The following is a 14,893-nucleotide window of genomic DNA, read 5'->3' on the forward strand; positions in this document are numbered from 1 at the left end:
GGGGTTAAAAAGCCAGGCTCACTTGATCTTGACGACGACCTTGCCCTTGGCACGGCCTGCTTCGACATAGGCCAGGGCCTCGTTGGTTGATTCGAACGGGAAGACCCGGTCCATTACGGGGCGGATAACGCCAGCATCGAAGAGGCGGGTAATCTCGCGCAGCTGGCTCCCGTTCGCCTTCATGAAAAGGAAGGAGTAGTTGACCCCGCGGCGCTTTGCCCTGCGTCTGATTCCCGAGCTCAGCAGCCGCATGACCAGTTTCACGAAGCCGGGTGCCCCGCTTTCCTTGCCGAATTCGGGATCGGGCGGTCCGGAGATGGAGATGAGCCTGCCGCCGCTCTTGAGCACGCGGAGGGATTTCTCGAGCGTCTTGCTGTCCTGGCTGTTCAGCACAACGTCGTAGTCACGCAAGACATCCTCGAAGTCCTGCGTCTTGTAGTCGATGACGATGTCTGCGCCCAGACTCTTCACGAGCGCGACATTGGTCGTGCCCGTTGTCGTGGCAACGGTTGCGCCCAGATGCTTGGCCAGCTGGATGGCAAAAGTGCCCACGCCACCGGAGCCAGCCTGAATGAAGACCTGCTGCCCCTTCTTCAGGTTGGCCTTCTCGATCAGCGCCTGCCAAGCCGTCAATGCCACCAGAGGGATGGAAGCGGCTTCTTCCATCGTCAGACTCTTGGGCTTGAGCGCCAGGGAAGCTTCCTTGACGGGGACGAATTCGGCGAACGTGCCGATCCGGAAATCATCCGGCCGCGCGTAGACCTGATCGCCCAGCTTGAACTGCCGCACGCGTGATCCAACCTTGACCACGACGCCTGCCACGTCGTGGCCCAGGATGCGCGGCAGGCGATACGGCAGGATGAGCTTGAACTCACCGTCCCTGATCTTGGAGTCCAGCAAGTTCACGCCAGCGGCATGAACCTCGACCAAGACCTCGTCATCGCGCAACTCCGGGGTCGGCATGTCCGCCGACCGCAATGCGCGCTTCTTGCCATATCGCTCGAGAACAAATGCTTTCATGTCTTCCCCTTAATCTTGGCGAAACCAGGTTTGTGAACGGCCCAGCACTGGCACACCGATGTAGCCACGCACGCTGAGCTTCTTGCCGTTTTCGGTCACACGCACCTTGCTGCGATAGACCTTGCCGTTGTCCGGATCGAGAATCTGGCCGCCGACATACTCATCGCCCTCTTTGGTCAGGCCGCTGAGCATCACCAGACCGATGACCGGCGCGTTCTTGTTCGCGCCTTCGCACTTGTCGCACTTCGGATTCGCGTCTTCATTCGGGGCGGGGAACACCTTCTCGATCTTGCCCTGCAAGGCTCCATTCGATTCGGTGATGCGGATCAGTGCCCGCGGCTTGCCGCTGACGTCGTCGACGTTCTTCCACAGGCCTATGGGCGATGCCTCATCTGCCCAGACTGGCAGCGTCGTGAGCGCTGCGGCCGCGATGAAGGCTTTGAACGCGAGCGCGGACAGGAGCGGGAGAGAGCGAGATACAGGGTTCATGGTCGTGAATGAATTGGGTTTCGTTGCGTTGGGTGCGCTGTGGCCTGAATGAGAGCAGGTGATGTCACGCGGATCCGCTGGCGCACCGTCACGCATTGACATCGACGACCGTGCGGCCGCGCACCTTTCCTATTCGAGCCCATGCGCCGAGTTCGCTGGCGGCCAGAAGCTTGTGGGGGCGCCACGCTCATTTCGCATGATGTTTGTCATATTTATAGGCGCGCAAAAAGGCAGCGTGTCCCCGTGGATCAGGCGGGGGCCAGGTATTTCAGTGCGGCCTCGCGCAGGCTGTCCGACAGCGCGGGCTCGTCGACCGCACGCGCCAACAGCAATGTGCCCACCATGGCGGCGACGGTCAAGAGTGCCCGTTCGTGCGCAGCGGGCTGCCCCCAGTCAGGCGACTGGCGGGCGACAAGATCAATCAGTTCCTTGATGTGCCGGGTGGTCACCCGGCGGACGTCGGGTGCCTGGCGCGGCGTCTCCGAGCCCAGCGCGGCCAGGGGGCATCCCATTTCAACCTGCTCCAGGTGCTCCCGCGAAAGATACGAGCGAAGCATGGACGCCAACGCCTGTTCGGAAGGCACCCCGGCCACAACGCCTGCCGCTACGGCGGCCGAATCGGCGCACGCCCGAGTCGCTGCTTCTGCCAGCATGGCCTCGCGCGACGCGAAATGGGCGTAGAAGGCGCCATGCGTCAGGCCGGCTTCCTTCATGATGTCGGCGACGCCGGTGCCGTCGTAGCCACTGCGACGGATCGCCCGCGCAGCGACGGACACGATGCGCTCGTGCGAGGCTTCCTTGGCCGCTGTCCTGACATTGGGCTTTGTTTGTCGCATGATGCGCATCATACATTATTTGCGCGGTGCGGTATGAACCTCGGCCCCGCGGACATGAACCGTGCCGCTGACACCCGACTGCGAAAGGCGCAGCGCTACAGTCCCCACCATGCGCAAACACCTCTCCACCACCACCGGCCCCCAGCGTCTGCTCTACGGCGGCGCGGTCGGCCTTGCGGTCGGGCTGCTGCCTCTGCCGCTGAACGGCATGACGCGCGGGCTGCTGGGCTGGTGCTGTGGCGTGGTGGTGTACCTGGCGCTGGCATGGTGGCTCACGGCCGCCTTTACGGCGCAGCAGACGCGTGAGCGGGCGCAGTCGCTCGACCAGCCCAACGTGATGATCCTTTGCAGCATGCTGGTGGTGGTCGGCGTGAGCGTGGCGGCCATTGCCATGCTGCTGCAGCAGGTCAAGCAGCTCGATGGGGTGGATCGGGCCGGGCACATCACGCTGGCGCTGGTGGCGCTGGCGGGCTCGTGGCTCATGATCCACACCATCTACGCGTTCCACTACGCGCACAGCTACTACATCCTCGAAAAAGGCCGCAAGGCGGACGAGCATGGGCTGGACTTTCCCGGCACGGCGCCGCCCGACTACTTCGACTTTCTGTACTACTCGCTGGTGGTCGGCATGACCTCGCAGGTGTCCGACGTGCAGATCCTCTCGCCCGACATGCGCCGCATCACGCTGGTGCACAGCGTGCTGTCGTTCGGCTTCAACATGCTGGTGCTGGCCCTGAGCATCAACGTGGTCGCGGGCGCGATGCAGTAGCGAGCCGGCGCAGCTTGACGATGCCGGTCGACAGCGCCACGCCGCACACGATCACCGCTGCGCAGATCAGCATCCACGGCGTGATCGGTTCGTGCAGAAACACGGCGCCGTAGAACACAGCGAACACCGGCACCAGAAAGGTCACTGTCAGCGCGCGCGCCGGGCCGGCCTGTTCGATCAGGCGAAAGAACAGGATGTAGGCGACGCCTGTGCAGGCCACGCCCAGCACCGTGAGCGCAAGCCACGCCTGCAGGCTCGGCATGTGCGTGGGCCAGAACCAGATGGCCGGCAGCGCGAGGAACAACGTGGCACCGATCTGGCTGCCGGTGGCCGTTGCCAGCGACGGAATGCCGCCCAGATAGCGCCGCGCGGCGCTCGCCGAAATGCCGTAGCTCAGGCAGGCGCCAAGGCACGCCAGCACGGCCCACAGCGGCGCCGAGCCTGCGTCGCCGGGGTGCGGCCCGGCGCTGCGGCTCGCCAGCATCGCCACACCCGCAAAGCCGATAACCAGGCCGACCAGCCGCGAGCCGTCGGGCCGATCGCGAAACCAGGCCCATGCCACCAGCGCACCGAACATCGGCACCGTGGCATTGATCACCGCCGCGAGCCCGGTGGGCACGACCAGCAGCGCAAAGCAGAACAGCGCGAACGGCAGGCCCGAATTGAACACGCCGATGACCGTGGTCGCCTTCCAGTGCTGCCGCAGCGCCGGGCCCTGGCCACTGATGAAGAGGCAGGGCAGCAGGAACAGCATGGCGATCGCCACGCGCACGGCCGCGGTCGGCAGCGCGCCGAACTCGGCCGCGCCGATGCGCATGAACAGGAACGACGCGCCCCACAGCGCGGCCAGCAGGAGCAGGTCGATGATCCAGCGGCGCGGCGGTATGAGCGGCGCAGCGATGGTGGGGATGGCGGCTTCGACGTTCTCGCTCACAGGGCCCCCTCGAGCGTGAGCAGCGCGCTCTTGCGCTCGAGCCCACCCGCGTAGCCGGTGAGGCCGCCGTCGGCGCCGAGCACACGGTGGCACGGCACGATCACGCTGATCGGGTTGCGCCCAACCGCCGCACCCACCGCGCGCACGGCGGCCGGCTTGCCGATGCCGGCGCTTAGGGCGCCGTAGCTGGTGGTGCTGCCGGGCGCAATGGCGCAGAGCGCCTGCCACACGGCCTGCTGGAACGCGGTGCCGTGCGACAGGTCAAGCGGCAGATCGAACGCGGCGCGCGTGCCGGCGAAATAGTCGCGCACCTGCCGGGCGGCTTCGCGCAACACCGGGTGGTCGGCGTCGGCTTGCCAGCCGGTCATGTCCGGCGCGTGGCGCTGCGCGTCGAACCAGAGGCCGACCAGGCCGTCGTCGGTGGCGGCGAGCGTGATGCCCCCGAGGGGGCTGGCGACGCGGGTGCTGCGGATCGCAGTGGGGTTCTTGAACTTCATGGCGTCTCAGGGGGCTTAGGGGGTTGGAGGGGTGGAATGCCAGGCGCGCAGCACGGCATAGCTGCGCCAGGGGCGCCAGCCGAGCGAAGCCTCGTGCGCAGCCTTGGCGCTGCTGGCGCCCAGCGCTTTCTGCAGCGCGACGTCGCCGGCCGGGAAGGCATCGGGCCAGCGCAATGCGCGCATCGCGATGTATTGCGCCGTCCAGTCGCCGATGCCGGGCAAGGCCTGCAGAGCGGCGAGCGTGGCCGGTACGTCGGCCCCGGCATGCAGCGCGAGCCGGCTGGCCATGACCTCGCGCGCGATGGCCTGCAACGCGGCCTGGCGCTGCCGCACGATGCCGAGCTGACCGAGCGCATCGCCGCTGGCGGCAGCAAGGGCGGCCGGTGCGGGAAAGAGGCGGGTCAAGCCCGTGACCGGTGTCTCGATCGCCTCGCCGAAGGCGGCCACCAGCCGCGTGCCCAGCGTGCGTGCCGCCGCCACCGTGATCTGCTGGCCCAGCACGGCGCGCACCGCGAGCTCGAAGCCGTCGAGCGTGCCGGGCACACGCAGCCCGTCGCCCAGCGGAAAGTGCGCGTGCAGCGCGGCATTGATCGCGATCGGCTCGGCATCGAGGTCGAGCATCGCCCGCACGCGGCTGATGACGACCGGCAGCACGGCCGCGAGCGAATCGCTCACCGACAGCAGCAGTTGCTCGCGCCCGGCATCGAAGCGCAACTGCAGCCAGCCCGCGTGGCTCCGTGCGCCTTGCGCAATGCGCAGCGTGCGCGCCAGCGTGCCGTTGTTCGCCACTTCGACGCCCCCCAACGCCCGACGCTCGAAGAAGCCGAGCATGGCCGCGCTGTCGTAGGGTGGCCGAAAGCCGAGCCGCACTTCGATCGGCTGGCCCTCGCGGCGTGCGCCGGCGCGTCGCAACGCGCTCGGGTTGAGCTTGTAATGCGCGACGAAGGCCGCGTTGAAGCGCCGCACGCTCGCAAAGCCGCTGGCCAGCGCCACCTGCGTCATGGGCAGGCGCGTGTCGGCGATGAGTTGCTTGGCCGCCAGCAGCCGGCGCGTTTGCAGGTACTGCAGCGGCGACACACCGAACTGCGTTTCGAAGATGCGGCGCAGGTGCCGGTCGCTCACGCCCATTCGGGCCGCCAGCTGGGCGACCGACGGGCCATCGGTTTTGCCGCCGGGCCGCCCCAAGGCAAAACGCGCCCCCTCGGGGGGCAGCGAGGACACGCCAGTGCCGAGCGTGGGGGCCATGTTCGCCCAGGCGTCAGGCTCGTCGATGAGCCGTGCCGCCTGCAGCGCCAGGATGCGCGAGGCATCCTCGATCGACCAGCTGGCAGCGCGCGGCGCCAGCTCGGGCCGGCAACGCAGGCAGGGGCGAAAGCCCTCGGCTTCGCATTGCGCCGCATGGCGGAAGAAGCGGCAGTTCTCGCGCCGCGGCAGCTTCACCCGGCACACCGGGCGGCAGTAGATGCCGGTAGACGTGACGGCGGTGAAGAAGGTGCCGTCGAAGCGGGCGTCGTGCGTCTTCATCGCGAGGTAGCAGGCATCGCTTTCGAGGCTCGGCGCGGCGGCGTTGGACATGGCTGGATGATAGGTCTGCGCCATTCTGCAACTAGCCGTTTCCGGACATCTGGCTGATATATGCGCCGCCTACAATGCCTTTCGCTTTTTCCGACTCAGAAGGAACCCTTCATGCAGCTCAGCGCATCGATTTTCAAGGCTTATGACATTCGCGGCGTGGTGCCCACCACGCTCGACATCGACGTTGCCGAGGCGCTCGGCCGGGCCTTCGGCAGCGCCGCGCGCGCGGCCGGCGAAAAGACGGTGGCAGTGGGGCGCGACGGACGCCTGTCGGGCCCCTCGCTGGCTGCTGCGCTGATCAAGGGCCTGGTGGCCACTGGCGTCGAGGTGATCGACATTGGCGCGGTCACCACGCCCATGCTCTATTTCGCGGCCCACACGCTGTGCCGCAGCGGCATCCAGGTCACGGGCAGCCACAACCCGAAGGACTACAACGGCTTCAAGATGGTGTTGGGCGGCCGTGCCATCTACGGCGACGAGATCCAGGGCCTGCGCCATGTGATGGAGGCCGGCAGCGCCACGCTGGCCGAGGGCGGCAGCGTGCGCCAGGTCGACGTGCTGCCGGAGTACGTGAAACGCATCGTCGGCGACATCAAGCTGTCACGCCCCATGAAGATCGTGGTCGATTCGGGCAACGGCATCGCCGGTGCGTCGGCGCCGGCCATCTTCCGCGCGATCGGCTGCGAAGTGACCGAACTCTTCAGCGAGGTCGACGGCAACTTTCCCAACCACCATCCCGACCCGAGCAAGCCCGACAACCTGAAAGACCTGATCGCCGCACTGCAGAAGGGCGATGCCGAACTCGGCCTGGCCTTCGACGGCGATGGCGACCGCCTCGGCATCGTCACCAAGGACGGCCAGAACATCTTTCCGGACCGCCAGATGCAACTGTTCGCGCAGGACGTGCTGTCGCGCGTGCCGGGCGGCACCATCATCTACGACGTGAAGTGCTCCCAGCGCCTCGGCCCGGCAATCGAAGCGGCCGGCGGCGTGGCCATGATCTACAAGACCGGCCATTCGCTGATCAAGGCGAAGATGAAGGAACTCGATTCGCCGCTCGGCGGCGAGATGAGCGGCCACATCTTCTTCAAGGAGCGCTGGTTCGGCTTCGACGACGGCACCTACGCCGGTTGCCGCCTGCTCGAAATCCTCAGCAAGAGCCCCGACGGCAACGTGGTGCTCAACGGCCTGCCCACCAGCTTCTCGACGCCCGAGCTCAACGTGCAGTGCGCCGAAGGCGAGCCGCACGGGCTGGTCGATACGCTGGTCAAGACCGCGCGCTTCGACGCGCCGGCCCAGGTCTCGACCATCGATGGCCTGCGTGTCGACTGGCCCGATGGTTTCGGCCTGATCCGTGCGTCGAACACCACGCCGGTGCTGGTGATGCGCTTCGAAGGACAGACCGACGCCGCGCTGCACCGCATCCAGGACCGGATGCTGACGCTTCTCAAGACCGTCAAACCCGACGCCACGCTCGCAGAGGCCGCCCACTGAGCCGCATGCGTTCGCTGTCCCTGCGCCTCTACGGCGCGGCCACCTGGTTGATGCAGCCGCTCGTTCGCCGCAAGCTGCGGCGCCGCGCCGTGGTCGAGCCCGGCTATGCGATGGCGATGGAAGAGCGATTCGGCCACTACCCGACCACGCCGGCCGGCACCGACTGGTGCTGGATCCATGCGGTGTCGCTTGGCGAGGCACGCGCTGCCGCGATCCTCATCGACGAACTGCGGCGCCAGGCACCCGGCATCCGCCTGCTGCTCACACACGGCACTGCCACCGGCCGCGAGGAGGGCGCCAAGCTGCTCCAGACCGGCGACATCCAGGTCTGGCAGCCGTGGGACACGCCTTCGGCCGTCGCGCGTTTTCTGGATCGCTTTGCGCCGCGCATCGGCGTGCTGATGGAAACCGAGGTCTGGCCCGAGATGACGGCCGCCTGCGCCGAGCGCGGCATTCCGCTGGTGCTGGCCAACGCGCGGCTGAACGAAAAGTCGCTCGCGTCCGCCGAGCGACTCGGCTGGCTCGCGCGGCCGGCCTACTCGGCGCTCGCCGCCGTGTGGGCGCAGACCGAAGCCGATTCGCACCGCCTGGTGTCGCTCGGCGCCAAGGTTGCAGGCGTGTTCGGCAACATGAAGTTCGACGCTGCGCCCGAGACGCGCCAGCTCGTGGCCGCCGCCACCCTTCGTGCCAGGCTTCCCAAGCCGGTGGTGGTGTTCGCGAGTTCGCGCGATGGGGAGGAGCGGCAGTTCCTCGAGGTGCTCAAGCGCTTCGGCGCCACCGCGCCCGTGCCACCGGTGCAGGCGGCCGTCAACTCGATCGCCAAGCGGGTGCACGACGTGCAATGGATGATCGTGCCGCGCCACCCGCAGCGCTTCGACGAGGTGGCCGCGCTGGTCGAGGCCCACGGCTTCGCGGTGGCGCGCCGCAGCACGGCGGGCGAAGAGCCCGGCGACGCCGAAATCTGGCTCGGCGATTCGCTGGGCGAGATGGCGCTGTACTACGGCCTGGCCCACGTCGCGTTGCTCGGCGGCAGCTTCGAGCCGCTCGGTGGCCAGAACCTGATCGAAGCGGCCGCCTGCGGCTGCCCGGTGGTGATGGGCCCGTCGACCTTCAACTTCGCCGAAGCCGCCGAGCTATCGCTCGCGGCCGGTGCCGCGCAACGCGTGCCCGACATGGAACATGCCGTGAAGGTTGCGCTTGCGCTGGTGGCCGACCCGGCGCGTCACGACGCCATGGTGCAGGCCGCGCTCGCGTTCTCGTCGTCCAATCGCGGTGCTGCGCAGCGCACGGCGGCTGCGCTGCTGGCGATTGCGGTGCCGGCCCGGCAGGTGCAGTAGGTCAGCGCTTGCGCGGGATCGTCCGCGTCAGCGCACCGGCGGATTCACGATCACCGGCGGTGGAGGCGGCGAGGGCATCACCGGCGGTGTGGGGTTGAACGGCTGCTGGGGCACGGGTGGCACGGTCGGAATGGTGGTGGGTGCCACGGGCACCGGGCTCTGCGTCGCGGCCGACGGGGCATTGGCCGAGGCCGCCGCCGCCGCGCTGCCGGGTGCGGCCAGGGTGGCGTTGATGGCCTGCAGGTCGTTCTCGGTCAGCGTGCCGTTGGCCTGGCGCAGCTTCAGATTGCCCAATAGCACGTTGTAGCGCGCCTGTGCCAGGTCGCGCTTGGTCTGGAACAGCTGGCTCTGCGAATTGAGCACGTCGATGTTGATGCGCACGCCGACCTGGTAGCCGAGCCGGTTGGCGTCGAGCGCGCTCTGGCTCGACGACTCGGCCGCTTCCAGCGCCTTGACCTGGCCGGCACCCGACACGAGGCCGAGGTAGGCGGCGCGCGTGGCCTGCGTCACGCTGCGGCGCGTGGATTCGAGCACCTGCTTCGACTGCTCTTCGAGCGCCAGCGTTTCCTTGATGCGGTTTTCAGTCGCGAAGCCGGCGAACAGCGGCATGCTGAACACCACGCCCACGCTGGCGGCGCCGATGCGCGATTTGCCGGTGCTGGTGCTGGTCCCCTGCGGGTTGTTGCTGACGTTGTAGCCGAGCTGTGCATCGATGGTTGGCTTGTGGCCGGCCTCGGCCTTCTGCACTTCGAGCCCGGCCACGTCGACCGCGAGCCGCGCCTGCTGGATCGAGGGGTGCGCGGCGTCGGCCTGCGCCACCCAGGCGTTGATGTCGGCCGGCAGCAGTACCGGCAGCGCGACCGGCGCGGCCAGTGGCGTCGGCACGGTGCCGATGCGGCCGACCAGCTGGTCGAGCACGATCTTCTTTACCTGCAGGTCGTTCTCGGCCGCGATCTCCTGCGCGATCACGAGGTCGTAGCGGGCCTGGGCTTCGCGCGAATCGGTGATGGTGGAGGTGCCGACCTCGAAGTTGCGCTTGGCCGAAGCAAGCTGCTCGGCCACCGCGACTTTCTGCGCCCGCACCAGGGCCAGGCTGTCCTGGCTGGCCAGCACGTCGAAGTAGGCCTGGCTCACGCGCACCACGATGTCCTGGTCGGCGGCGATCAGCACGGCCTGCGCGATGTCTGCCTGGCGCTTGCCCTGTTCATAGGTCGCCCAGTTGGCCGGGCGGTAGAGCGGCTGGGTGGCGTTGACGCCGGCCGTCTGCGTGTTGAGCTTGCGCGAGATATCGGCCGACGGCGTGTCGATGTCGAGGTTGGTGTGCGTGGCGCCGGCCGAGAGGCCGACCGCCGGAAGGATGCCCGCCTTGGCCTGGGCCGCCCGCGCCACGCTCGCGTCGTACTGCGCGCGCGCGGCCTGGTAGGTGGCGTCGTAGCCACGCGCCGCTTCGTACAGCTCAATCAGGCTCTGGCCGTGGGCCGGCAGGGCCAGCGCCATCGAAAGCGCTGCCGCAAGGGGGAGAAGCCGGAACACGGTCATGAAAAGAGTCCTTGAAAAATTCAATAGCGCGGCACGGCGGGGTCGTGCTGCATCGACCAGGCGTCGATGCCGCCGGCCACATTGGCCAGTGCATCGAATCCGTTCTGGTTCAGGAACATGGCCACGCGCTGGCTGCGCGCGCCGTGATGGCAGAGGCAGGCCACGCGCTGGCCGGCGTCGAGTTCGGCCAGGCGGGCCGGAACTTCGTTCATGGGAATAGCCAGCAGCGTGAAGCCGGCCGGCGTGACGCTGGCGGTCTGCCGTTCCCACGGCTCGCGCACGTCCAGCAGCACCGGTGGGGCGGCTGGGTCGACCGCGAACCATGCAGCCAGGTCAGCAGGAAGAACCTGATCGATCACGGCGTTATTCCTCCATGAATGCACGTACGCGGGACACCGCGGAACCGGCTCTGCCGGGCCGCTGGTGTCGCCCCCGGAGAGGGGGTTGGCGAAGCGACACGAAGTGCGCGAAGGCTGGGGGTGAACATCAAAACGTGAAGCGCGACGGCTCGGGGAAGTTCAGCAGACGCGGCGCCACGGTGTCCCAGGGCTGGGCGGTCGACCACTGACCTTCGCCGGTGCGGGTGACGATGTGGGTGCGCATCATGGGTTCCTCGCCGACGATCGCTACCAGGCGGCCACCGATGTTGAGCGAGCCCAGCAGGCCTTGCGGAATCTTCGCGACCGAGCCGCTGAGCACGATCACGTCGAAGCTCGGGCCGCTCGGCAGCGGCTTCGAGCCGTCGGCGTTGCGCACCTCGACATTGCCCACGCCGTTGCGGCGCAGCGTTTCGGCGGCGCTGGCGGCCAGCGCGGGGTTGATTTCGAGCGTCAGCACGCGGGCGGCGCGGTGCGCGAGCAGGGCGGCCATGAAGCCGGAGCCGGTGCCGATTTCGAGCACAGTTTCATGCTTTTGCACATGCAGGTCGTGCAGCGTGCGGGCCTCGATCTTGGGCGCCAGCATGGTTTCGCCGGGCACGCTGCCGTCGCCCAGTGGCAGTTCCATGTCGAAGAAGGCCAGCGCGCGATGGGCCTGGGGCACGTAGTCCTCGCGCCGGATCTCGGCCAGCAGCGCGAGGATGGCCGGATCGTGCACGTCCCAGGGACGGATCTGCTGCTCGATCATGTTGAAGCGCAGGTGCGCGAGGGTGGGGTTGGCGTTGGGGTTCATGGTCTTTCTCCGTCGGGTCAGGACAAACCCTTGATTTTAGGTGGCGCGCCCAGCGGCAGCGCCGGCGCACGGTGCCAATGCCGTTTGGCCCAGGCGCCCAGGTCGTCGAGGTAGCAGTACACGACCGGCACCACCACCAGCGTCAGCAGGGACGAGGTGATCACCCCGCCGATCACGGCCTGGCCCATCGGTGCGCGCTGCTCGGCGCCTTCGCTGAGCGCAAACGCTAGCGGCACCATGCCGAAAATCATCGCCAGCGTAGTCATCAGGATCGGGCGCAGCCGCACGCGCGCGGCCAGCAGCAGGGCCTCGGCGCGCGGCAGGCCGGGCACGCTGCTGCCGTCCGGCGCGGTGCCCGGCTCGCGCGCACGGATCGCAAAGTCCACCAGCAGGATCGCGTTCTTGGTGACCAGGCCCATCAGCATCACGATGCCGATGATCGAGAACATCGACAGCGTCGAGCGGAACATCAGCAGCGCCAGCACCACGCCGATCAGCGTGAGCGGCAGGGCGGTCATCAGCGCCAGTGGCTGCAGGAAGCTCTTGAACTGGCTGGCCAGGATCATGTAGATGAAGATGATCGCCAGCGCCAGCGCCGAGACCGCATAGCCGAACGACTCCTGCATGTTCTTGGTGGCGCCGCTGAACTGCCAGCCGTAGCCGGGCGGAAAGGCGATGCCTTCGAGCGCGGCGCGGATGTCGGCCGACACTTCACCAGCCGAGCGGCCGCCGGTGTTGGCATTGATCGAGACTTCGCGCGCCAGCGCGCGGCGGTTGATCTGATTCGGGCCGGTAGCTTCGCGCACGTCGGCCACCTGCTGCAGGCGCACGATGCGGCTGCTGCCGTCGGCGTTGGCGCCCATCGTGGTGCTCACGAAGGGCAGCCGCGCCAGGTCGGCCGGTGCGTTGCGCACTTCGGGCGCGAGCCGCACGTTGACGTCGTAGGTCTGGTCGTCGGGCGCGCGCCAGTTGCCGACCGTGGTACCGGCCACCAGCGTGCGCAGCGCGCTCGCGATCGGCGCCACGCCGAGGCCGAGGTCGGACGCCGCATCGCGCCGCACCACGATGTTGACCGTCGGCTTGTTCGGCTTGAGGCTGGAGTCCAGGTCGACCAGGCCGGGCACGCCGCGGATGCGCTCGGTCACCAGCTGCGTGAGGCGTTCCAGCTCTTTCAGGTCGGGGCCCTGCAGCGAGAACTCGATCGCCTTGTTGCCGCCGACCGAATCGCGCAGGCCCACGTGGGTGACGGTGATGCCCGGCACCGTGCGCAAGCGTTCGCGCAGCACGGCCGACATCGCATCGACGCTGCGGCTGCGATCCTTCCGGTCGACCAGCCGCACGTAGATGCTCGCGTACATCTTGCCCTGCGCGTCGCCGGTGTTGAGGGTGGTGAGCGTGTACCGCACCTCGGGCATCTCGCGCAGGATGCCTTCGACCTGGCGCGCCTTGGCTTCGGTTACTTCGAGCGACGAGCCGACCGGCGTGTAGAAGTTGATGGCGGTTTCGGAGAAGTCGGCCTTGGGCACGAACTCGGTGCCGAGCAGCGGCACCATGAACACGCTCCCGACGAAGATGCCGAGCGCGGCCAGCACCGTGGCGAGCTTGTGGCCGAGCGACCAGCGCAGGATGCCCTGGTAGGCCGCACCCAGCTTCTCGGTGGCGTCGTCGAACCAGCCGGTGACGCGGCCGATGGTCTTGTCGTAGAAGCTCACGGGCGCTTCGCGCTTGCCCTGCTTGTCGATCGCGGGGTCGTGCCAGATGCTCGAGAGCATCGGGTCGAGCGTGAAGCTCACGAACATCGAGATCAGCACGGCCGCCACGATGGTGATGCCGAACTCGTGGAAGAACTTGCCGATGATGCCGCCCATGAAACCGATCGGCAGGAACACCGCCACGATCGAGAGCGTGGTGGCCAGCACGGCGAGGCCGATTTCCTGGGTGCCGTCGAGCGCGGCCTGGAACGGCGCCTTGCCCATCTGCACATGGCGCACGATGTTTTCGCGCACCACGATCGCGTCGTCGATCAGCAGGCCGACGCACAGCGACAGCGCCATCAGCGTCACCATGTTGATGGTGAAGCCGAACATCTGCATGAACCAGAAAGTGCCAATCAGCGCGATCGGCAGGGTCAGCCCGGTGATCACGGTCGAGCGCCACGAATTGAGGAACAGGAACACGATCAGCACGGTGAGCAGCGCGCCTTCGATCAGCGTCTGCCGCACGTTCTTCACGCCGACGCGGATCTGGCGCGAAGCGTCGCCGATCGGCTCCAGCAGCACGCCCGGCGGCAGTTGCGGCCGGATCTCTGCGATGGCCTTGACCAGCCCGTCGACCACGCCGATGGTGTTCTCGTCCTGCGCCTTCTGCACCGACAGCAGCAGCGTGCGCTGGCCGTTGTAGAGCGCGAGGCTGTCGATTTCCTGCGCGCCGTCGGCCACGCGCGCAACCTGCTCGACGCGGATCGGTGCGCCACCCTTGCGCGTGACGATGATCTTGCCGAAGTCTTCCGGCCGCTCCATCCGGGCATCGATCTGCACCACGCGATCCTGTTCGAGCGAGCGCACCGAGCCCACCGGCAGCGCCTGGTTCTCGCTGCGCACCGCGTTCACCACCTGGTCGGCACTGACACCGAGCGCTTCCATCGCCTGCGGGTTCAGGTAGAGGTTGATCTCGCGTTTGGTGCCGCCCACCAGCGTGACGGAGCCGACGCCGCGTACGTTTTCAAGCCGCTTCTTCAGCACCTGGTCGGCCCAGTTGGTGAGCTCTACCGCACTCGGCTGCTGCTTCACCGCCGGATCGGGCAGCACGGCGACCGACCACACGGGACGCGACGCCGGGTCGAAGCGCAGTACGCGCGGGTCTTTCACCTCGTCGCGGAACAGCGGACGCACTGCGGCCACCTTTTCGCGCACGTCGTCGGCCGCCTTGCGCCCGTCGACGTACAACTGGAATTCGATGATGACGACCGACTGGCCTTCGTAGCTGCGCGAGGTGAGGGCGTTGATGCCGGCGATCGAGTTGACGCCTTCCTCAACCTTCTTCGTGACCTCGCTCTCGACGATTTCGGGTGACGCACCGGGGTATTCCGTGATGACCACCACCACCGGAAAGTCGATGTTCGGAAACTGGTCGACCTGCAGCCGCTGGTACGAAAAGATGCCGAGCACCACCAGCGCCAGCATCAGCATGGTCGCGAACACCGGGTTGCGGAGGCTGACGCGGGTGAACCACAT

General features: G+C 67.6%; 13 protein-coding genes. 3 read left to right on the top strand and 10 right to left on the bottom strand.

What is annotated here, in order from left to right; genetic code table 11:
• Positions 1-18 precede the first annotated feature (18 nt).
• The 3 genes from ACSFA8_RS04955 to ACSFA8_RS04965 form a co-directional block, all read right to left on the bottom strand.
• Complete coding sequence (locus ACSFA8_RS04955) at positions 19-1,020, bottom strand: NADP-dependent oxidoreductase (protein ID WP_435478371.1); 1,002 nt, start codon at positions 1,018-1,020, stop codon at positions 19-21.
• Between the two features lie 9 nt (positions 1,021-1,029).
• The gene (locus ACSFA8_RS04960; RefSeq protein WP_435478463.1) at positions 1,030-1,509 is read right to left on the bottom strand and encodes a DUF2147 domain-containing protein; all 480 of its coding nucleotides are present in this window, start codon (positions 1,507-1,509) and stop codon (positions 1,030-1,032) included.
• Positions 1,510-1,757: 248 nt separating this feature from the next.
• Positions 1,758-2,357 carry a TetR/AcrR family transcriptional regulator gene (locus ACSFA8_RS04965; protein ID WP_435478372.1) on the bottom strand — a complete coding sequence of 200 codons (600 nt, stop codon included), beginning with the start codon at positions 2,355-2,357 and terminating at the stop codon, positions 1,758-1,760.
• A 97-nt stretch (positions 2,358-2,454) separates the two neighbouring features.
• Between ACSFA8_RS04965 and ACSFA8_RS04970 the strand changes: the two genes are divergently transcribed.
• Complete coding sequence (locus ACSFA8_RS04970) at positions 2,455-3,114, top strand: DUF1345 domain-containing protein (RefSeq protein WP_435478373.1); 660 nt, start codon at positions 2,455-2,457, stop codon at positions 3,112-3,114.
• Here ACSFA8_RS04970 and ACSFA8_RS04975 read toward each other — a convergent pair.
• From ACSFA8_RS04975 to ACSFA8_RS04985, 3 genes are read right to left on the bottom strand one after another with little or no spacing between them, the layout of a single operon-like run.
• Complete coding sequence (locus ACSFA8_RS04975) at positions 3,086-4,024, bottom strand: DMT family transporter (RefSeq protein ID WP_435478464.1); 939 nt, start codon at positions 4,022-4,024, stop codon at positions 3,086-3,088. The genes ACSFA8_RS04970 and ACSFA8_RS04975 overlap by 29 nt on opposite strands.
• Positions 4,025-4,044: 20 nt before the next feature.
• Complete coding sequence (locus tag ACSFA8_RS04980; RefSeq protein ID WP_435478374.1) at positions 4,045-4,545, bottom strand: methylated-DNA--[protein]-cysteine S-methyltransferase; 501 nt, start codon at positions 4,543-4,545, stop codon at positions 4,045-4,047.
• A gap of 15 nt (positions 4,546-4,560) precedes the next feature.
• Positions 4,561-6,120 (bottom strand): DNA-3-methyladenine glycosylase 2 family protein, encoded by a 1,560-nt coding sequence (locus ACSFA8_RS04985; protein WP_435478375.1) that lies wholly within the window; start codon positions 6,118-6,120, stop codon positions 4,561-4,563.
• Between the two features lie 111 nt (positions 6,121-6,231).
• On the opposite strand from ACSFA8_RS04985, the gene ACSFA8_RS04990 reads away from it, so the two are divergent.
• Positions 6,232-7,614, top strand: coding sequence for a phosphomannomutase/phosphoglucomutase (locus ACSFA8_RS04990; RefSeq protein WP_435478376.1), 1,383 nt, complete (start codon positions 6,232-6,234; stop codon positions 7,612-7,614).
• A 5-nt stretch (positions 7,615-7,619) separates the two neighbouring features.
• A complete protein-coding gene (locus tag ACSFA8_RS04995; RefSeq protein ID WP_435478377.1) occupies positions 7,620-8,951 on the top strand; it encodes a 3-deoxy-D-manno-octulosonic acid transferase in 1,332 nt (443 codons plus the stop codon).
• A 27-nt stretch (positions 8,952-8,978) separates the two neighbouring features.
• On the opposite strand, the gene ACSFA8_RS05000 is transcribed toward ACSFA8_RS04995, so the two are convergent.
• The 4 genes from ACSFA8_RS05000 to ACSFA8_RS05015 all read right to left on the bottom strand — a co-directional run bounded on the left by ACSFA8_RS05000 (position 8,979) and on the right by ACSFA8_RS05015 (position 14,893).
• Entirely contained in the window at positions 8,979-10,490 is a 1,512-nt protein-coding gene (locus ACSFA8_RS05000) for a TolC family outer membrane protein (protein WP_435478378.1), read from the bottom strand.
• Between the two features lie 20 nt (positions 10,491-10,510).
• Entirely contained in the window at positions 10,511-10,849 is a 339-nt protein-coding gene (locus ACSFA8_RS05005) for a rhodanese-like domain-containing protein (RefSeq protein ID WP_435478379.1), read from the bottom strand.
• A 127-nt stretch (positions 10,850-10,976) separates the two neighbouring features.
• Positions 10,977-11,660, bottom strand: a complete 684-nt coding sequence (locus ACSFA8_RS05010; RefSeq protein WP_435478380.1) for a protein-L-isoaspartate O-methyltransferase family protein — start codon at positions 11,658-11,660, stop codon at positions 10,977-10,979.
• Between the two features lie 17 nt (positions 11,661-11,677).
• Positions 11,678-14,893 (bottom strand): efflux RND transporter permease subunit, encoded by a 3,216-nt coding sequence (locus tag ACSFA8_RS05015; RefSeq protein ID WP_435478381.1) that lies wholly within the window; start codon positions 14,891-14,893, stop codon positions 11,678-11,680.

This window comes from Variovorax nitratireducens (assembly GCF_051216545.1).
Taxonomy (GTDB): domain Bacteria; phylum Pseudomonadota; class Gammaproteobacteria; order Burkholderiales; family Burkholderiaceae_C; genus Variovorax.